20 protein-coding genes are annotated in these 19,077 nt (G+C 64.2%); 4 read left to right on the top strand and 16 right to left on the bottom strand.

What is annotated here, in order from left to right:
- Positions 1-36: 36 nt before the first annotated feature.
- The 11 genes from panD to creD all read right to left on the bottom strand — a co-directional run bounded on the left by panD (position 37) and on the right by creD (position 9,947).
- Positions 37-408, bottom strand: a complete 372-nt coding sequence (gene panD / locus GH663_RS09975) for an aspartate 1-decarboxylase (protein ID WP_246181550.1) — start codon at positions 406-408, stop codon at positions 37-39.
- Between the two features lie 102 nt (positions 409-510).
- Entirely contained in the window at positions 511-1,335 is an 825-nt protein-coding gene (gene panC / locus GH663_RS09980; protein ID WP_153131482.1) for a pantoate--beta-alanine ligase, read from the bottom strand.
- 19 nt (positions 1,336-1,354) lie between these two features.
- Positions 1,355-2,173, bottom strand: a complete 819-nt coding sequence (gene panB, locus GH663_RS09985; RefSeq protein WP_153131483.1) for a 3-methyl-2-oxobutanoate hydroxymethyltransferase — start codon at positions 2,171-2,173, stop codon at positions 1,355-1,357.
- Positions 2,174-2,536, bottom strand: coding sequence for a DMT family protein (locus GH663_RS09990; RefSeq protein ID WP_211371115.1), 363 nt, complete (start codon positions 2,534-2,536; stop codon positions 2,174-2,176).
- Entirely contained in the window at positions 2,533-3,009 is a 477-nt protein-coding gene (gene folK / locus GH663_RS09995; protein ID WP_153131484.1) for a 2-amino-4-hydroxy-6-hydroxymethyldihydropteridine diphosphokinase, read from the bottom strand. The genes GH663_RS09990 and folK overlap by 4 nt, the downstream gene beginning before the upstream one ends.
- The gene (gene pcnB, locus GH663_RS10000; protein WP_153131485.1) at positions 3,006-4,346 is read right to left on the bottom strand and encodes a polynucleotide adenylyltransferase PcnB; all 1,341 of its coding nucleotides are present in this window, start codon (positions 4,344-4,346) and stop codon (positions 3,006-3,008) included. The genes folK and pcnB overlap by 4 nt, the downstream gene beginning before the upstream one ends.
- Positions 4,347-4,438: 92 nt before the next feature.
- Positions 4,439-5,962 carry a mechanosensitive ion channel family protein gene (locus GH663_RS10005; protein WP_153131486.1) on the bottom strand — a complete coding sequence of 508 codons (1,524 nt, stop codon included), beginning with the start codon at positions 5,960-5,962 and terminating at the stop codon, positions 4,439-4,441.
- A gap of 2 nt (positions 5,963-5,964) precedes the next feature.
- The gene (locus GH663_RS10010) at positions 5,965-6,633 is read right to left on the bottom strand and encodes a histidinol-phosphatase (RefSeq protein ID WP_153131487.1); all 669 of its coding nucleotides are present in this window, start codon (positions 6,631-6,633) and stop codon (positions 5,965-5,967) included.
- Positions 6,633-7,283 carry a DnaA regulatory inactivator Hda gene (gene hda, locus GH663_RS10015; protein ID WP_246181551.1) on the bottom strand — a complete coding sequence of 217 codons (651 nt, stop codon included), beginning with the start codon at positions 7,281-7,283 and terminating at the stop codon, positions 6,633-6,635. The genes GH663_RS10010 and hda overlap by 1 nt, the downstream gene beginning before the upstream one ends.
- Positions 7,231-8,610 (bottom strand): glycoside hydrolase family 3 N-terminal domain-containing protein, encoded by a 1,380-nt coding sequence (locus GH663_RS10020; protein ID WP_153131489.1) that lies wholly within the window; start codon positions 8,608-8,610, stop codon positions 7,231-7,233. The genes hda and GH663_RS10020 overlap by 53 nt, the downstream gene beginning before the upstream one ends.
- Positions 8,607-9,947, bottom strand: coding sequence for a cell envelope integrity protein CreD (gene creD, locus GH663_RS10025; protein ID WP_153131490.1), 1,341 nt, complete (start codon positions 9,945-9,947; stop codon positions 8,607-8,609). Before creD ends, GH663_RS10020 begins: the two co-directional genes overlap by 4 nt.
- A 204-nt stretch (positions 9,948-10,151) precedes the next feature.
- Between creD and hflX the strand changes: the two genes are divergently transcribed.
- A complete protein-coding gene (hflX, locus tag GH663_RS10030) occupies positions 10,152-11,465 on the top strand; it encodes a GTPase HflX (protein WP_153131491.1) in 1,314 nt (437 codons plus the stop codon).
- 74 nt (positions 11,466-11,539) lie between these two features.
- Here the strand turns inward: hflX and GH663_RS10035 are convergent, their stop codons facing one another.
- Positions 11,540-11,752, bottom strand: a complete 213-nt coding sequence (locus GH663_RS10035) for a hypothetical protein (protein ID WP_153131492.1) — start codon at positions 11,750-11,752, stop codon at positions 11,540-11,542.
- A 254-nt stretch (positions 11,753-12,006) separates the two neighbouring features.
- Here GH663_RS10035 and GH663_RS10040 point away from each other — a divergent pair, with 254 nt between their 5' ends.
- Positions 12,007-12,852, top strand: coding sequence for a putative RNA methyltransferase (locus GH663_RS10040; RefSeq protein ID WP_153131493.1), 846 nt, complete (start codon positions 12,007-12,009; stop codon positions 12,850-12,852).
- A 59-nt stretch (positions 12,853-12,911) separates the two neighbouring features.
- Here the strand turns inward: GH663_RS10040 and tyrS are convergent, their stop codons facing one another.
- Positions 12,912-14,186 carry a tyrosine--tRNA ligase gene (gene tyrS / locus GH663_RS10045; RefSeq protein WP_153131494.1) on the bottom strand — a complete coding sequence of 425 codons (1,275 nt, stop codon included), beginning with the start codon at positions 14,184-14,186 and terminating at the stop codon, positions 12,912-12,914.
- Positions 14,187-14,334: 148 nt separating this feature from the next.
- Here tyrS and GH663_RS10050 point away from each other — a divergent pair, with 148 nt between their 5' ends.
- Both GH663_RS10050 and GH663_RS10055 read left to right on the top strand, forming a co-directional pair.
- Complete coding sequence (locus GH663_RS10050) at positions 14,335-14,826, top strand: flavodoxin family protein (protein ID WP_211371116.1); 492 nt, start codon at positions 14,335-14,337, stop codon at positions 14,824-14,826.
- A 254-nt stretch (positions 14,827-15,080) separates the two neighbouring features.
- Positions 15,081-15,689 (top strand): acyl carrier protein phosphodiesterase, encoded by a 609-nt coding sequence (locus GH663_RS10055; RefSeq protein WP_153131496.1) that lies wholly within the window; start codon positions 15,081-15,083, stop codon positions 15,687-15,689.
- Positions 15,690-15,708: 19 nt separating this feature from the next.
- On the opposite strand, the gene GH663_RS10060 is transcribed toward GH663_RS10055, so the two are convergent.
- The 3 genes from GH663_RS10060 to creB form a co-directional block, all read right to left on the bottom strand.
- A complete protein-coding gene (locus tag GH663_RS10060; RefSeq protein ID WP_153131497.1) occupies positions 15,709-16,656 on the bottom strand; it encodes a sensor domain-containing diguanylate cyclase in 948 nt (315 codons plus the stop codon).
- Positions 16,657-16,824: 168 nt separating this feature from the next.
- On the bottom strand, positions 16,825-18,252 hold the full coding sequence (gene creC, locus GH663_RS10065) for a two-component system sensor histidine kinase CreC (protein WP_153131498.1): 1,428 nt from the start codon (positions 18,250-18,252) through the stop codon (positions 16,825-16,827).
- A gap of 7 nt (positions 18,253-18,259) precedes the next feature.
- The gene (gene creB / locus GH663_RS10070) at positions 18,260-18,952 is read right to left on the bottom strand and encodes a two-component system response regulator CreB (protein WP_246181552.1); all 693 of its coding nucleotides are present in this window, start codon (positions 18,950-18,952) and stop codon (positions 18,260-18,262) included.
- Between the last annotated feature and the right edge of the window lie 125 nt (positions 18,953-19,077).

Here is a 19,077-nt window from a genome sequence, read left to right on the forward strand (position 1 = left end):
GCGGGCGGGTTTGCGGTGGGCCGAAGTCGGCGCAGATCAGGCGGCGGCTTGCGTCGGGATCTTGTGGCCGCGGCGGGTGATGCGGTTTTGCGAATCGACGTAGATCAGATCCGGCTCGTATTTGGCCAGTTCGATCTCGTTATAAACGGCAAAAGTGGCAATGATCAGGATGTCGCCCGGGGCGGCGCGGCGGGCGGCCGAACCATTGACGGAGATGACGCCCGATCCACGCTCGGCACGAATGGCATAGGTGGTGAAACGTTCGCCGTTATTTACGTTCCAGATGTCGATCTGTTCGTATTCCTTGATGTTGGCCGCTTCGAGCAGATCTTCATCAATGGCGCAGGAACCCTCGTAGTGCAGGTCGGCGTGGGTTGCGGTCACGCGGTGCAGTTTGGATTTCAGCATTGTTCTCTGCATGGTTTCACTCATCCAGACGGTTGGGGGAAGCGCATTGTAGCGACAAATCCCTTACTGTCAACGCGCGTAATTATGGATCATGCGCTTCGCTTAAATCTCAATGTTATCAATGAGCCGCGTGTTGCCGAGGCGGGAAGCGGCAAGCGCGACCAGCGGGGCGTTTACGCCTTTCGGCATAGACAGGTCGAGCTGTTGCCGCACTGCAACATAATCGGTCTGCCAACCCGCTGCGGTCAACGCTTCGATCGCGGCATTTTCCAGTTTGACGGTGTCGGCTTCGCCGGCCCGGATCGCTTCCCGGATTTTATTCAGTTCGCGGTACAGGCGCGGCGCTTCGGCCCGTTCGCTCTCGCTCAGGTAACCGTTGCGCGAGGAAAGGGCAAGGCCGTCGGCGGCCCGGACCGTTTCGCCGCCGATGATGTCGATCGGCAGGGCCAGCTGGCGCGCCATGTTGCGGATGACCATCAGCTGCTGGTAATCCTTCTTGCCGAACAGCGCGGCCTGCGGCTGGACGATGTTGAACAGCTTGAGGACGACGGTGGCGACGCCGCGGAAGTGGCCGGGGCGGAATTCGCCGTCGAGCACATGCTGGATGGCCGGCGGTTCGACGACATACTCCTGCGGTTCCGGGTAGAGGTCGGCTTCGGTCGGTGCGAACAGCACATCGACGCCGGCCGTTGCCAGCTTGTCGCAGTCGGCCTGGAAGGTGCGCGGATACTTGTCGAAATCCTCGTTCGGGCCGAATTGCAGGCGATTGACGAAAATCGACGCGACGACGGTGTCGCCGTGGGCGCGGGCCTGTTCCATCAGGCTGATGTGGCCGGCGTGGAGGTTGCCCATGGTCGGGACGAAAACGACGCGGCCGCGCCCCTTGAGCGCCGTCCGCAGGTCGGCGATGCTGGAATGGATTTGCATGGAAAGACTCGCTGGAGGATTAGCCGGCGTAGGTATGTTCGGGGGCCGGGTAGCTGCCGTCCTTGATGGCGGCGACGGCGCGGACGGCTGCATCGTGCAGGCTGCTGGCGCCGTCCATGAAGTTGCGAACGAACTTGGCCTTCTTGCCGGGCGGAATGTCGAAGGCGTCGTGCAGGACCAGGACCTGGCCGGAGCAGTCCTTGCCGGCGCCGATGCCGATGGTGATGATGTTCAGGCTGGCCGTGACTTCAGCCGCCAGCGCGGCGGGAATCGCTTCGAGGACGAGCATCGTGGCACCGGCTTGCTGAAGCAGCAGCGCATCGTCCTTCAGGCGCTGGGCGGCGGCTTCGCCCTTGCCCTGCACCTTGTAGCCGCCCAGCGCATGTACCGACTGCGGCGTCAGGCCAAGGTGACCGCAGACCGGAATGCCGCGATGGGTCAGGAATTCGACGGTAGCCGCCATTTCCGCGCCGCCTTCGAGCTTGACCATCTGGGCGCCGGCCGCCATCAGCGTCACGGCGTTGCGGAAAGCCTGTTCCGGCGATTCCTGATAGCTGCCGAACGGCATGTCGGCGAGGATGAAAGCATGGTCGCTGCCGCGCTTGACGGCGGCGGTGTGGTAGGCGATATCGGCGACGGTGACCGGTAGCGTCGTGTCGTGGCCCTGGATGACGTTACCCAGCGAATCGCCGATCAGCAGCGTTTCGACGCCGGCACCGTCGAGCAGACGGGCGAAGCTGGCGTCGTAGCAGGTGAACATCGAGACCTTTTCACCAGCAGCGTAAAGCTTGGCGAGATCGGCCTGGGTCAGGCGGCGGGTGATGGTTTGGGCAGACATTCAAGTCCTGAAAACAAAATAGACGGCGCCTAGGATACACAGGGCAGCCCACAGGTAGTCAAGCTTCAGCGGCTGGTCCATGTAAAAGACGACGAAGGGAACGAAGACGGCCAGCGTGATCACTTCCTGCAGGATCTTCAACTGGCCGAGACTCATTTCGGCGTGGCCGATACGGTTGGCCGGCACCTGGATCAAGTATTCGAAGAGGGCGATACCCCAGGAAAAGAGGGCGGCGATCCACCACGGCTTCTCGTTGAGGTTCTTCAGGTGCGCATACCAGGCGAAAGTCATGAAGACGTTCGATAGCGCCAGGAGCACCACGGTCTGCCAGAGCACCGGGATGTTGAAACCGAGGATATTCACAGGCGGACGATGCCCTGGTTGGCGACGGCCGGCAGCCAGGCAGCGATGGGGCCGCGCCGCGGCAGGCGCAGATCAGGCGCGATTTCGGCCAGCGGCTGCAGCACGAAGGCGCGCAGGTGCAGGCGTGGGTGGGGCAGGGTCAGGCGCGGCAGGTCGAGTTCGAGGTCGGCGTAGAGCAGCAGGTCGAGGTCCAGCGTGCGCGGGCCGTTACGCTCGGCACGCTGGCGCCCGAAGCGGGCCTCGATGTCGAACAGCGCATCAAGCAGCGCTTCCGGGGCCAGTGTCGTTTCCAGCGCGGCGGCAGCGTTGATGAACTCGGGCTGCTCGGTGAGACCGACCGGCGCCGTCCGGTATAGCGAGGAGCTGCGGACGAGGCGGCTGTGCGGCAGGTTGGCCAGTGCGGCAAAGGCGGCGCGCACGGTAGCGGCCGGGTCGCCGAGATTGGCCCCGAGCGCGATGTAGGCGGTGTTCATTCGCTCGGGCTGGTGGTGCCTACGGTGGCCGGCTTCTTGCGGCGCCGGCGCTTTTTCTTGTCGGCGGCCTGTTCGGGCAGCAGCATTTCGGCCCGTTCCTCGCCGTCGACCGCCTGGAAGCGCGTCCACCAGTCGGCGACCTCCATGTCGATTTCGCCGGATTCGGCGCGCAGCAGCAGGAAGTCGTAACCGGCGCGGAAGCGCGGCTGTTCGAGCAGGCCGTAGGGGCGCTTGCCGGCGCGCTGTTCGAAGCGCGGCTGCAGGGCCCAGATGTCCTTGATGTCGCCGGCGATGCGCCGGGTGATGGCGAGTTTTTCGCCCTGGACGTCGATCACCGTGTCCATCGCCTGATAGAGCGCCGGAATCTTCGCCTCGCCCTTGGCCTTGAGCTTTTCCCAATGGACCAGCACTTCGTGCCAGAGCAGCGTCGCGAACAGGAAGCCCGGGGAAATGCCCTTGCCCTGGCGGACGCGCTCATCGGTGTTGGCTAGCGACAGCATGACGAATTTTTCGCCCATCGGCTGTTCGAGAATGACGTCGAGCAGCGGCAGCAGGCCGTGGTGCAGGCCTTCGTCGCGCAACTGGGTGATGCATTTGACCGAGTGCCCGGAGGTCAGCAGCTTGAGCATTTCGTCGAACAGGCGGGCGGCCGGCACGTTTTCGAGCAGGCTGGCCATTTCGCGGATCGGCTTCTTGGCTTCCGGGTCGATGAACAGGCCGAGCTTGGCGGCGAGGCGGACGGCGCGCAGCATGCGCACCGGGTCTTCGCGGTAGCGGGTGCGCGGTTCACCGATCATGCGCAGGGTTTTCTGCTTGAGATCGCCGACGCCGTGGTGATAGTCGATGACTGCTTCAGTGGCCGGGTCGTAGTACAGCGCGTTGGCGGTGAAATCGCGGCGGGCGGCATCCTCGGCGTGGCTGCCGAAGACGTTGTCGTGCAGCACGCGGCCGTGTTCGTCGGTCTTCGTCTTTTCGTCCAGCGTGCCGCGGAAAGTGGTCACTTCCAGCGTTTCCTGGCCCATCATGACGTGCACGATCTGGAAGCGGCGGCCGATGATGCGGGCGCGGCGGAAATAGCGGCGGACTTCTTCCGGCGTCGCGTCGGTCGCGATGTCGAAATCCTTCGGCTCGGCGCCGATCAGCAGGTCGCGCACGGCGCCGCCGACGACGTAGGCCTTGTGGCCGTGCTGCTGCAGGGTTTCGCAGGTGCGCCGGCTGCCCGAGCTGATGCGGTCGCGGGTGATGCCGTGGGTGGAGACGGGGATGACGGCCGGCTCATGATGGCCGGCCTTGGCTTTTTTGCCGCCTAAAACGCGGGAAATGAATTTGCGGATCACGAATTACCGTTCAGTGAGCGCCGGGGCGCTGCGGAAAAAAGCCGATTTTACTGCAAATCGATGATTTTTCATGGGTTACGAGGCTTTTTCAGTCAGTCTAGGCCAAAGAATTCGCGGATCTTTTGGCCGATCGCAGCGCTGCCCTGTGTCTGCCGGGCTTGCTCGTCGCGCCCTTCGTGGTAGCCCCGTTCCAGGTCGTTGAAGCGGCGCAGGCGGCTCGCCAGGGTGGCAGACAGGCTGTCGGCGAGTTCCGGGCGCTGGCGAATGATTTCCTGGAAGCCGTCCTTGTCCAGGCGATAGGCTTCGACGTCGGTCGTCGCGACGACGGTGGCCCGGCGTGGAGCGCCGGTCATCAGGCCGATTTCGCCAAAAACGCTGCCCGGGCCGCGCTTTTCGAGCAGGCGGCGCGGCCCTTCGGGTGGTTGCCACCAGGCCTCGACTTCGCCGTCGACAATGATGTAAAGCCAGTGGGCGATGGCGCCCTGGCGGGTCAGGATGTCGCCGCGGGCAAAGGGCGCATTGATCAGGTGTTCGGCGAGATGCTGTTTTTCGCTGTCCGACAGGCGGGCGAACAGTTCGATGCTGTCGATCGCCTGCAGGCGCCGTTTGAGTTCGCGGTTCTGCACCGTTTCCCGGTGCGCCGTGCCTTCCTTGACCAGGTGAATGATGTGGTCGTCGGTGGCGAGGCGGATGCCGCTGCGCTGCAGGGTGGCCAGTACGTGGCTGCGGACCTCGGAGTCGGTCGGGTCGTCGAGTTGCGGATTCTGCAGCCAGTAGCGCAGTACGTAATGGGCGTAGCCCGGCCCGAAGCTCATCAGCACGCAACTCGGTGGTGGCGTCTGGGCGACGTGCGGGATGGTGGCGGCGGCGAGGTCGGATTCGATCAGGCGGATCAGGCGCCCGGGCGGTACGGAAAGGTCGATGTTGAATTCGATGTTGCGGCGCCAGCTCGGATTCTCGGCATTCTTGTCGCACAGCACGTAGTAGCGCCCCTTCATCAACTGGCTGTTGGGGACGATGGCCTTTTCGCCGCTGCGGGTGACGATCGCCGTGTAGCGCCATTGAATGTCGGTAACCTGGCCCGAGAGGTCGTCGATCTTGATCCAGTCGCCGATTTCCAGCGAATTGTCCATCTGCAGGGCGAGCCCGCCGAGCAGGTTGCCCAGCGTGTCCTGCATCGAAATGGCGAGGACGGCGGTGAGGATGGCCGAGGTGGCGAACAGGTGGGTCAGTTCGACGCCGGACTGGTTGAGGCGGAAAAAGGCCCAGCCGATGTAGCCGATGATGACCAGGATGTCGGCCAGGATGCCTGAAATCCGGATGTGGGCGCGGGGCAGGGCGACGTTGAACCAGGCCAGGCCGATAAAACGGATCACCGCCAGGCCTTCGCCGAAGATGCTCAGCTGGCGCAGCAGCTGGGCGATGGCCGAGAAGCGGTGCTCGGAGAGCATGAGTCCGGCGAGCAGGTCGCCGAGCAGGCAGGCGGAGAAAAAGACGCTGGTGTTGACCAGCGAGCGGCGCATCGCCTTCAGTGGGCGCAGGATGAAGAACAGCGCGACGACGATGGCGATCGTCGCGTAAGGCGCTTCGGCGCTCAGGTAGGGGATGCTCAGCATGGTCAGCGCAGGCTGATCACCTTCCAGCCTTGTTCGGCGCTGTACTGGCGCAGTTTGTCGTCGGGATCGACGGCGACCGGCGTCCTGACCTTACGCATCAGCGGCAGGTCGTTGTGCGAGTCGCTGTAGAAGAAGCTGTCGTCAAAGCTGCCCCACCACAGGCCGAGCGATTCGAGCCAGGCTTCGACGCGTTCGATCTTGCCGGCCTGGAAGGACGGCGTGCCGCGCGGGGCGCCGGAAAATGCCCCGTTGGCGACGTCGACCGCCGGAATCGTGCCGATCAGGTGCGGAATGCCCAGTTCACGGGCAATCGGCCCGGTGACGAAGCTGTTGGTGGCGGTCACGATGGCGCACAGGTCGCCGTCGTCGAGGTGCTGTTTGACCAGGGCGCGGGCTGGAGCGCCGATGATCGGCCGGATGTGCCGGGCCATGTACTCGCGGTGCCAGGCATCGAGTTCGGCGCGACTGTGGCGGGTCAGCGGTGACAACTGGAAATTGAGGAATTCGTAGATGTCGAGCGTGCCGGCCTTGTAGTGCTCGTAGAACTCGATGTTTTTGGCTTCCTGGATCTCGCGGTCGACGACGCCTCGGGAAATGAGGAATTGTGCCCACTCGAAATCGGAGTCGCCGCTGAGCAGGGTGTTGTCGAGGTCGAAGAGGGCGAGATTCATCACGAATTTTCCAGGTTGAGCAGTTCGCGCAGCAGGGGCAGCGTGACCGGGCGTTTTTGTTCGAGGGTGTATTGGTCGAGGGCGACGACCAGCATCGACAGCGTGCGCATGTCGCGCGCGGCGTGGCGCAGCAGGTAGTTGATCGCTTCCGGCGTCAGCTTGAGGGCACGTTCGCGGGCCTGGGCGGCGACCGCTTCGGCCTTTTCGCCATCGGTCAGCGGCTGCAGCCGGTAGATCAGGCCGGAGCCGAGGCGGGTCCGCAGGTCTTCGCGCAGCGCGAGGTGGGCCGGCGGCTGCGGTGCTGCGGTCAACAGGCGTCCACCGGCCATTTTCAGCCGGTTGAAATGGTTGAAGAGGGCGATCTGGCCGTCGGCGTCGAGCGCCTCGACATTGTCCACCGCCAGTTCGGCAATTTCGCCGACGCCCTTCAGCGAGCGGTTGCTCGCCGCATCGACGTACTCGAAGTCGCTGGCCTGCAACAGGTGGGAGCGGCCGCAGCCCGATTCGCCGTAGAGGCAGAACGAGGTGTCGCCGAGGCCGCCGGCCAGCCATTCGGTCAGCGCGGTGACGGTTTCCGCGTTGCCGCCGGGGACGAAGTTATCCAGCGTCGGGGGGCTTTCGGGCAGCAAGTCGAGAATCAGCTGGCGCATCGGGACATCGGAACGAAACAGGGGCCGCGATTTTAGCATTGCTGCCGGCCTCGGCCCTGCTTTCCCCGGCCGGGATGAACTCGGCCAGCCGCTGTTCGCTGTGGCGCAAACGGGAGGCGACGATGCTGCCGTCGGCGAGCGCCCGCGCCGCGCCGTAAATGGCCCGGTAAACCTGGCGCGGATCGTAGGAAACCAGCACCAGATCGACCCCGGCGGCGAGCGCCTCGGCCGCCACCCGGCCGATGCCGAGATCGTAGACGGCGCCCATGTTGAGATCGTCGGTAATCAGCACGCCGTCGTAACCCCAGGCGCCGCGCAGCAGGCCGTCGACCACCGCGGCCGAATGCGAGGCGGCGCGCTGCGGGTCGATGGCGGCCAGCTTGACATGGCCGAGCATCATCGCCGCCCCGAGCTGGCCGGCCAGTTGCCGGAACGGCTGCCAGTCTTCGGCCAGCTCGGCCGGCGTTTGGTCGAGGCGGCCGGCGCGCAGATGGGTGTCCTGTTCGACCCGGCCGAGGCCGGGGAAGTGCTTCAGCGTGGCGCGGATGCCGCGTTCGCCCAAGCCTTCGATATAGCCGGCGGCGACCGTGCCGACCGTGGCCGGGTCGGCGGCGATGGCGCGGGCCGCCAGCCGGGTCAGGCGGTCGTGCGCTTGGTCGGCGCCGGCCGGTCGCAGGTCGACGACCGGGCCGAAATTTAGATTGACGCCGAGCGCCGCCAGGCCTTGCCCCTGTCGCCGGCCATAACGGCGGGCGCAAGCGGCGGGGTCGCCGGCGCCAACCAGGCTGGCCAGTGGCGGCAGGGCTTCGAGCAGCGGCGACAGGTGCGAGACCGGGCCGCCCTCCTGGTCACCGGCGACGATCAGCGGCGGCAGTTCGGCCCGTTGGCGGACGGCCTGCAGCTCGGCGATCTCGGCCGCCACGTCGGCCAGCGTCCGGCCCCGCAGGTTGCGCCGGGCTAGATAGATGCCGCCGATCAGGCCGTCCACCGCCAGTTGGCGCACTTCAGCGAAGTCGCTGTAGCCGACGATGAAATGCTGGCCGACCGCCTGCATCGGCGAGCCACCGGCCAGCACGGCGGCGCGCTGGTATCGGTATTCGCCTTCGCGGCCCAGCGTGACGGCGAGCACCGCCAGCAGCAGGAGGCGAAAGAGGCGCGGCAGGTGCTCCGACCTGCCTCGGTGCCAGACCAGGCCGCCGAGGGCGAGGCCGAGCAGTAGTGGCGTTTCGACTTGGCGCAGGCCGTACAGCAGCGGATGTTTCAGGTGCCAGGCGAGTGCCAGCAACAGCAGCGGCCCGAGCAGCGGCAACAGGCGACGTGCATTCATGCCTCGCCCTCGCCGCTGAGTTGGGCGCCGAGGCGATACCAGTTGAGGCGGCGGGTGGCGAGCATGGTGGCGCCGAGGGCGAGGAAGAGCAGCACGCTGCCCATCAGCAGCGCGTTGTCCTCGGAGAGCAGGACGCCGTAGAGCACGCCGTAGAGGCCGGTCAGCCCGCCGCCGAAGGCGAGGCCCTGGCGCATGCCGCCGAGCGCGCCGGCCAGGTAGGTAGCGATCAGCCCGATGCAGGCGACTGCCGACAGGCCGTAGGCGGCGTAGAAAGGCAGGTGTTCCGAGAAGGCGATCAGCAACAGGAAGAAGATGGCTAGCGCCAGGCCGACCAGCAGGTATTGCATCGGGTGGATCGGCGAGCGGCGCAAGATTTCGGTCAGGAAAAAGCCGGCAAAGGTCAGCGCAATGAACAGTACGCCATATTTGACCGCCCGTTCCGACTGCAGGTAGACATTGACCGGGTCGACGAAATCGATGCTCAGATACTCGCCGCGTGCCGGATTCAGCGTCGCCTCGAAATTGCGCGCCAGATGCGAGATTTCCCAGCGGGCGCCGAAACCATCCTTGTTAACTGTGCGGCTGCCGGGCAGGAAGCGACCGCCGAAGTTCGGGTGCGGCCAGGCCGATTTCAGCTCGATGTGGTTGGCCTCGCCGGTCGGCGCGATGGCCAGCCGGGCGGTGCCGGTCAACTGCAGCGGAAAGCTGAAATCGAAACGGTTTTCGCGCTGGATGTCGAGCGGGCCGAGTTCGATGCTCAGCCGGCGCACGGCGGATTCCGGCTCGCCCTTGTCTTTGCTGCCCGGCGAGGCAAAACGGTAGGTCTTGCCGTTGATCAGCACCTCGGGATCGTTATTGACGCCGCGCGGGTCGGCAATGCCGAGCAGCAACTGGGCGCTGGCTTCGAGGATGCGGCCGCCGCTGCGCGCTTCGCCCAGCGGCTTGACGACGAAACGGCCGCTGCTCGCCAGGCCGAGGCGGAACAGCCGGGCCTGGTAAATCCCACGGTTGCGTGTTTCGACCACCGTTTCGCCGCTCATGTTCAGGCTTTCCGGCGGCAGCAGAAGGCTGCGGTCGACCACCTGCAAACGGCTTTTTCCGGCCATGCCGGCTTCGCCTTCCGGAATCGGCACTTCGATCTGTTCCCGGTAATGCACGGCGATCACCGGCCCGACCAGCGTCTGCTCGCCGGCTGCGCTGTTGGCGATGCTCGCCTGCACCTCGTTCTGGCGCTGGCTGCGCTCGCGGATCTGGCCCTCGATCAGGCCGAGCGGGACGAGCAGCAACAGCGACATGAAGCAGATCGCGGCAATCTTGAAGAGCAGTTTCTTGTCCATTTCAGGCTCCCTTGTTTGAAAGTGAGCCCAGTCTCGGCCTGCTGCGTGAACGCCTGTCGAAGGCAGCGTGAAGCCGTGTGAAGCGGGCGTGAAGCCGGGTTTTCGGCTGGCCGGGCGAGGGTGGTGGGACGTTACTGGATGCCGGTACACCCCGCTTTGACAGGTACTATCTGTCTTTGCCCATAGAAAAGAAGCAATTCAGGAATGCAAACAGAAGTTAAAGAGAAGCCCGTCTACGCCGTGGTGGCGTCCGTCCAGCTGCCCCAGGTCAGCGACATCGAATTCGAGGCCTCGCTGGCCGAACTGCGCGAACTGGCCAAGACGCTGGGCTACACGGTGGTCCGCACCTTCATCCAGAAGCGGGGCAGTTTCGATACGACGGGTTATCTCGGGATTGGCAAGCGCCAGGAAATCGAACACTACGTGAATCACGAAGCCGAATGCGAGATCGAGGCCGTGCTGGTCGATCACGAGATTTCGCCGTCGCAGGCGCGCAATCTGGAAAAGGAAACCGGCTGCGGCGTCATGGACCGCACCATGGTCATCCTCGAAATTTTCCATAACAACGCCCGCTCGCGTGCCGCCAAGGCGCAGGTCGAAATCGCTCGCCTCGGCTACATGGCGCCGCGCCTGCGCGAAGCCGCCAAGCTGGCCGGGCCGCAGGGCCGGCAACGCAGCGGCGTCGGCGGCCGCGGCGCCGGCGAATCGCATACCGAACTGGATCGCCGCAAGATCCGCGACCGGATCGCCGAACTGCAACTGGAAATCGTCGCCATGGAAGCCGAGCGCAAGACCCAGCGCGCCCGCCGCCAGGAACGCCAGGGACTGGCCAGCGTCGCCTTGGTCGGCTACACCAATGCCGGCAAATCGACGCTGATGCGCGCCCTGACCGGCAGCGAAGTGCTGGTCGCCAACAAGCTGTTCGCGACGCTCGATACCACGGTGCGCACGCTGCACCCGGAAAGCGTGCCGCGCGTGCTGGTCAGCGATACCGTCGGCTTCATCAAGAACCTGCCGCACGGCCTGGTCGCCTCGTTCAAATCGACCCTCGACGAAGCGCTCGATGCCGGCCTGCTGCTCCACGTGATCGACGCCAGCGACCCCGGTTTCGAGCGCCAACTGGAAGTTACCGACAAGGTGCTGGCCGAGATCGACGCCGACACCGTGCCGCGTCTGCGCATCTTCAACAAGATCGACCATGTCGGCGACGCAGCGGCGCAGGCCGAGTGCGAAGCCGCCCTGCGCGCCAAATACCCGGATTGCGTCGTGATGAGCGCCCGCCGTCCGGAGGAGGTGGCGAAGCTGCGCCTGACCATCATCGCCTTCTTCCAGCAGGGGCTGGTCGAAGCCGAACTTTTCCTGCCCTGGTCGGCCCAGCAGTTGCGTAAGGACATCTACGCCAGTTGCCAGGTGCTGGAGGAACGGGCCGACGAAGACGGCGCCTTCTTCCGCCTGCGCGGCGAAGCCGAGGCGATCGAGGGTTTGCGCGGGCAGTTTGCCCAGGCGCAGCCCGGCTAGGCTGCGGCGAGTCGAAAAAAAAGGCATTTCCAGCGGTCGACCGCCGGAAATGCCCTGATTGGGCCAGCTGGCGCCTAGGCGCCTTGCAGGCTACCGGTCCCCGGGCCGCCGAGCGGCAGCAGCGAACGGGCCGGCACGATCAGGCGCTTTCTCGTTCCGCCACCCAATGTCCGTTCAACTTCCCACATGGCGAGGCCTTTGACCACGGCGACCTGTTCGATCGCCGTCACAACGTCACCCAGCTTGATGCAAAGGTATTCAGTGCCGCGCTCAATAGCTGTCGTCATCTTCATTCGCTTGAATCTCCGGTGGTCATCGAGTGAGTCATCCTAGTTCAGGATGGTGAAAATATTAACGAGTAAAAACATACTGCATCGTTCGATTAAATCGAATGATCTGCGTCAGAACGAAATCTTGAACATGGATGGTGACCGAAAGATTTTATCGATTTCTGGATACCATCTACTTACTTTAGCTCATGGAGTCGGAAGGTTTTTATGAAGCAGATTGGCCGGGACAACGCGTCGGGGAAAATCGTCCGATGAGCATCACTCCCTTCCAGGTGCTGGCCTGCCCGCTGGACGGCGCCCCGTTATATTGCCAGGGCACGAGTTGGCGTTGCGCCGCCGGGCACAGTTTCGACATTGCCAGTCAGGGCTACACCCACCTGTTGCCGGTCCAGAAAAAAAGGTCGCTTGATCCCGGGGACAGCAAGGAGATGGTCGCTGCCCGCCGGCGCTTCCTCAATGCTGGTAACTATCAGCCGATTGCTGCTGCGGTCAGCCGGGCCGTGCTGGCCGACCTGCCACCCGCCGCCAGTTGCCTCGATGCCGGTTGCGGCGAGGGCTACTACATGCGCCAATTGGCGGCGGCGACGCCGGAGCAGCAGAGCCTGGCCATGCTCGGGCTGGATATCTCAAAGTGGGCAGTGCTCTCGGCCGCCAAGCAGGACAAGCGGCCGAACTGGGTGGTCGGCAGCAACGCCAATCTGCCGGTGCTGCCGGGCACGCTCGATCGGCTGTTGTGCATGTTCGGCTTTCCGGTCTATAGCGAGTTTGCCCGCGTTCTCAAGGCCGGTGGCCGCTTGTTGCAGGTCGATGCCGGGCCGGATCACCTGCGTGAATTGCGCGAAATCATCTACCCGGCGCTGAAGCCGGAGCGCCCCGCCGACCAGCAGATGCCGGCCGGCTTTACCAGCCTGGGCAGCGAAAGCGTCCGCTTCCCGCTGGACCTCTGCGGCCAGGAGCAGATTGCCGATCTGCTGGCGATGACGCCGCATCTCTACCGGGCCAGCGCCGAAGGGCGAGCCCGGGCGGCAGCGCTGACGGCGCTGTCGGTGACGGTGGATGTCCGCCTGGCGTGCTTTGTGCGGAACGCGGCGGATTGACGTAAAAAAGGCGCCGACCAGCGGACTGGTCGGCGCCTTTTGGCTTTGATTGGCCGGCTTTATTGCCAGCTGATCAGACCGTAGTTCTTCTTGCCGCGGCGCAGGATGGTGAAGCGGCCGTAGAGCAGTTCTTCGCCGCTGATGACGTGTTCCAGCGCATCGACCTTGCTGCCATTGACGGCAACGCTGCCGCCCTGGATGAAGGTGCGGGCTTCCGACTTCGACTTGGCCAGATTAGCCGCGACCAGCGCGTCGATCAGGCTGCCGTTGGCCTTGTCGAGTTGAACACCGGGCATGCCGTCCTGGGCCAGTTGTTCGAGGTCGTTTTCGGTCAAGTCGGCCAGTTCACCGGAGAACAGGCTGGCGCTGATCCGGCGGGCGGCCATCAGCGCGACCTCGCCGTGCACCAGGCGGGTGGCTTCCTCGGCCAGGATGCGCTGGGCTTCCGGCTTGCTGCCGCTGGCCTTGTCGGCGGCTTCGATCTCGTTGATGCGGTCGACCGGCAAAAAGGTGAAGAATTTGAGGAATTTGTAAACGTCGGCATCGGCCGTGTTCAGCCAGAACTGGTAGAAGGCGTAGGGCGAAGTCTTCTTCGGGTCGAGCCAGATGGCGCCGGATTCGGTCTTGCCGAACTTGGTGCCATCGGCCTTGGTGATCAGCGGCACGGTCATGCCGTAGACCTGGTGATGGTGCAGGCGGCGGGTCAGGTCGGTGCCGGCGACGATGTTGCCCCACTGGTCGGAGCCGCCGATCTGCAGCACGCAGCCATGGCGCTTGTACAACTCGGCGAAGTCGTAACCCTGCAGCAGGCTGTACGAGAACTCGGTGTAGGAGATGCCCTGGTCCTCGCGCACCAGGCGCTGCTGCACCGATTCCTTCTTGATCATGGCATTGACCGAGAAGTGCTTGCCGATGTCGCGCATGAATTCCAGGCAGTTCATGCCGCTGAACCAGTCGTAGTTGTTGGCCATGATGGCCGGGTTGGCGCCTTCGAACTTCAGGAAGGGTTCGACCTGGCCGCGAATCTTGCCGACCCAGCTTGCGATGACGTCCGGCGTGTTGAGCTTGCGCTCGGTGGCCTTGAAGCTCGGGTCGCCGATCATGCCGGTGGCGCCGCCGACCAGGGCGATCGGCTTGTGGCCGGCTTCCTGGAAGCGCTTCAGGATCAGCACCGGGACCAGGTGGCCGAGGTGTAGGCTGTCCGCCGTCGGATCGAAGCCGCAATACAGCGTCACCGACCCTTTGCCCAGCAGCTCGTCGAGCGTTCCGGCATCGGTCAGCTGGGCGATCAGGCCACGGTCATGCAGGTCCTGAAGCAGGGGGGACTGGTACATTGCGTTTTCTCCACAGGGCGGGCGCCTTGAGGAAATAACCGGCGCCAAAAAATCGGACCCGCGATTTTAGCAGAGGCCGACGGCGCCCGGACCTAAAGGCAGGCATTGCTGTCTGACTCAGCAAGATACGAAACACGACATTGACCCGATGAAAACCCTGCTGATCGTCTATCACTCGCTGACCGGCGGTGCATTGCAAATGGCCAAGGCGGCGGCCGAAGGTGCGGCGACCGAGCCGGAGGTCGTCCCTCGTCTGCTGCATGCCGCCGCCGCCGGGGGCGACGATGTGATCGCCGCTGACGGCTATCTGTTCGCCACGCCGGAGAACCTCGGCGCCATTTCCGGGCTGCTCAAGGATTTTTTCGACCGCAGCTATTACGCTGCCCTCGACCGGATCAACGGCCGCCCCTATGCGACACTGATCTGTGCCGGCAGCGATGGCGCCAATGCCGCGCGGCAGATCGAGCGCATCGCCACCGGTTGGCGGCTGAAGGCGGTCGCCGAGCCCTTGATCGTGTGCACCCATGCCCAGACGCCGGAGGCCATCCTGGCTCCGAAAATAATCCCGCCGGAAGAACTGGCCCGCTGCACCGAGCTGGGGGCAGCATTGGCGGCCGGCTTGGCAATGGGCGTCTTTTAGCGTGCCCCTAACTTTTCCGGAATCACGACCTATACTGAAAGTGCCCCCCAGAGAAGTCGAGCCAAATTGCTCTGATGCGTGAATGTCAGTTCAGGATGCCCGGTCTCCGGAGAGGAAGTCCCCAACTCTTGGCAGAAGCCAGGAGCAAGTTGGGCCGGCGAAAATGGCCGTTGGGTCTATCCGATCAGCAACCGGACTTCCCATCGGCCATTCTATTTCGAGGGGTTCCTCAAGAAACTTGTTAAAGTGTTCCGATGAATTTCCTGGCCCATGCCGTTCTCGCAGAAGGAACACCCGCCTTGATGGTCGGTGGCGTGATTGGGGACTGGATCAAAGGGATTCTGCCCGGCGACCTGCCAGCGGACTTGGCGCAAGGGGTCGCCTTGCACCGGGCCATCGACGGCTTTGTCGAAACCCATCCCGCATTTAATCGTAGCCGCTCGCGGATCTCGCCAGCGCGTCGGCGCTATGCGGGCGTGTTGGTGGACATCTTTTACGATCATGTTCTGGCCCGCGATTGGGCGCGCTTTCACCCGGCAGTGCTTCCATCGTATTGCCAGTCGGTCTATCGTCAGATTGAGGCCCGTCTCGACGAACTGCCCGAGTCTGCCGGTTTCGCGATGCGCTTGATGGCGCGAGAGGATTGGTTGCAGAGCTATGCCGAATTGGACGGCATGGCCGACGTGCTAAGCCGAATGGCGCAGCGCGCCCGGCGTCCCAATCCCCTGGCCGGGGGCGAGGTGGAATTTCTGGCCGACGCTGCTGGATTCGCAGCAGATTTTGAATACTTGCTGGCTGATGCCAAGGTGTTTGTCGATCAGTGGCAAGCTGGCAGTGGCGCCGCCAGCGCAGGTCCGCACTGAGTACAGGTTGGCCCGCGCTTTATGCGCCTATCTGCACCATTTCAATCCGATTCCTGCCGTTTTGCTTGGCCGCATACAATTGTCGATCGACTGCCTGGATGAAGTCGGTGGTGCTCATGTGCTGGCCGGGCACGACGGTGCCGATACCGATGCTGGCGGTGACCAGTTGACCGTGCGGCGATTGGGCGTGAGCGATTGCCTGTTTTTCGATCAGGCGCTGGCAGCGTTTGGCGACCCTCTGTGCACCGAGGGCATCGGTTTCCGGCAACAAAATGACAAATTCCTCGCCGCCGAAGCGTGCCACGACATCGCGCGGACCCACTGCAGCCAGGTTCAGGGTTTGCGCAATGTCGGTCAGGCATTTATCGCCCTGGACATGACCATACAGGTCGTTGAACTGCTTGAAGAAATCGACATCGAACAGGAGCAGCGATAGCGGCGACCGACTGCTGCGCGCACTTTCCCATTCCCTGTCCAGGCTGGCATCCAGCTGCCGGCGGTTGGCAATGCCGGTCAGCCCGTCCTTGAAGGACAGCGCTTCCAGTTCCTTTTGCAGGATGAGCAATTTTTCTTCGGTTTTTTTGCGCTCGCTGATGTCGAACATGAAGCCGATCAGCGATTCAACTTCGCCCTGGTCATTGCGGACGACGTGGACGACATCGCGGATCCAGACATAACCGTTTTCCTTGGTCAGCGCCCGGTAGTCAGCTTCGTGGTCGACCCCAGCCTTCGACTGGGCAATGCAGAAATTGACTACATGGTCGCGATCTTCCGGATGGATGCGCATCGCCCAGTCGTTCGCTGAGCACCAGCTCTCCTGGTTCCAGCCGAGCAGGGGCTCGATCTGTGGCCCAATGTAAGCAAATGTCATGGTTTGCCAGTCGATCTTCCACGGAATGGCTTTGGTCGATTCAAGAAGGGTTTTATACACAGCACTGTCACTGCTGAGATCGCTGACGTCAGACATGTCGCTCGCTTCCTTGATTGGGGGCGTGGTGCCGCTCCCGAATTTTTGTATTTGAGTCAGGCCGCAATGGCCTGCCTGTTGGGTGAGCCGTAGTATGGCATTGCCACCCCGGGATGCGGCAAGAGGCGGCCGATGATTTATGGCCGCGCTCGACCCTGTTGCTTGGTCTCAGGCCAGCGGCAGGCGAATCCAGGCCCGCCCGCCGCCGGCCGGATGATTCTCGAACCCCGCTTCGCCGCCATGCAGCCTTGCCACTTCGCGGACCAGCGCCAGGCCGAGGCCGGTGCTTTTGCGCCCGGTGGCCGGGCGGGGCAGGGAGTAGAAGCGCTCGAACAATTGCGGCAGCGCATAGTCGGGGGCGCCTTGGCCGTAGTCGCGAATGGTGATTGCGGCATAACCCTCGGTGCTGGCCAGGCCGATTTCGAGGTGGCTACCGGCCGGGGCGAATTCGATGGCGTTGTCGAGCAGGTTGAGGATGGCCTGTTGCAGCAGGAAGGCGTCGCCGCGGATGCTGGGTGCGGCATCGGCGCTCAGTTGGCAGGTCAGCTGGCGAGCGTCGAGTGGTTGCCGGCGTAGGGCGATGGCGGTTTTTAGCGTTTTTTCCAGGTCGACCGCAGCAATGCCTTCTGGCGACTGCAATTGCTCGACGCGGGCCAGCATCAGCATGCGCTCGATGATCGCCTGCAGGCGGCGGGCCTGTTCGCTGATGCTGTCGGCGAAGCGGCGGCGATCGGCGGCCGGCGGGTCGCCTTCGAGGATTTCGGCGGCGCCGATGACGGCGGTGAGCGGGCTTTTCATTTCGTGCGCCAGGTTCTGCACGTATTTCTCGACGTATTGCTTACCTTCCAGTTTTTCGCGCATCTGGGCCAGGGCACGGGCCAGTTCGGAAAGCTGGCGGCCGCCGCTGGTCGGCGGTTCGGCCTTGCCGCCTTCGGCGACGGCGCGGGCGTAGGCGCGCAGGCGGTTGATCGACCAGCTCAGCCAGCCGGAGAAAAAGAGGCCGATGGCGGCGGTGGCGGCGAGCAGCAGCAGGCCGGCCTGCTTGACGCGCTGGGCGGCGCGCTCGACGTAGGGGGCGACCGAGGACATCGGCTTGGCCAGCGACAGCACGCCGATCAGCTCGCCCTGCCAGAAGATCGGCGCGGCGACGTACATCACCGAGGAATAGGGATCGTCCGGGTCGTCGCGTGTGCTGCGCGCGCCGTACTCGCCGCGCAGTACGCGGGCGATGTCGCGCCAGCCGGAGAAATCGGCGCCGAGGGCGCTTGCCTCCGAGTCATAGACGACGATGCCTTTCGGGTTGGTGATATAGACGCGGAAATCGACGGTTTCCTTGTGCACGCCGGAGATCACCGCTTGCGGGCTGCGCCGGCTGGCGGCGCGGATCGAGGCGGCAAAGCTGCCCTGGCCGATGTGCCCGGCCGAGAGTTCAAGGGCCGCCATTTCGGCCAGCACGTGGGCGGTATCGACCAGGGTTTCCTCGGTCGCCTGGCGGATGCCGGGTTCGGTTTCCTTGGTGAAGGTGTTGAGGACAAACCAGGCGGCGAGGCCGACGACGAGGAAGTAGCCGAAAAAGAGGCGGACGGAGATGTTCACCGCAGCATTACCCGGCGGCGACGCTGTAGCCGAGGCCGCGATGGGTCAGGATGACGTCCTCGTCCGGGTGCAGCGCGCGCAATTTGCCGCGCAGGGTCTTGATGTGGGTGTCGACAGTGCGTTCCAGGCTTTCGCCGCCGTCCTGCCAGACGTTTTCCATGATCTGCGTCCGGCTCAGGATGCGCCCCGGGCGGTCGAGCAGCAGCGCCAGCAGCAGGTATTCGTAGCGGGTCAGGCCGAGCCACTGGCCGTGGTAGGCGATGCGCTGGCCGTCGGCGTCGACGGTAAAGCGGCCGGCCGGGGCGGGCGCCGGCGCGGCCAGGCGCGGCTCCGGGCGCAGGCGGCGCAGGATGGCGCGGATGCGGGAAACCACCTCGCGCGGGCTGAATGGCTTGGCAACGTAATCGTCGCCGCCGAGTTCGAGGCCGACGATGCGGTCGACCTCGTCGGAACGGGCGGTCAGGAACAGGACCGGGATGTCGGATTGCCGGCGCAGACTGCGGCAGACGTCGAAACCGCTGATATCGGGCAGGCCGACATCGAGGACGACCAGATCGTGGTCGCCGCGGCCGAGCAGCGCCAGCGCCTCGGCGCCGAGCGTGCAGCTTTCCGTCGTGAAGCCGTCGCTGCGCAACGCGTAGGCCAGCGTCTCGGAGATGGCGGGTTCGTCATCGACGATCAGGATTTTCATGGCCGCCATGATAATTCATCCCGTTGCCATTAACGGTGGCCGGAATCCCCCGACGCGCGGCCGGGTTAGGGGAGCTTGTCGCTTTCGGGTAAAATCCTCTTTTTTTACAGCGGATATTCGCCCTTCACGGCGAG

The organism is Dechloromonas hortensis, from assembly GCF_009469765.1.
Taxonomy (GTDB): Bacteria; Pseudomonadota; Gammaproteobacteria; order Burkholderiales; family Rhodocyclaceae; genus Azonexus; species Azonexus hortensis.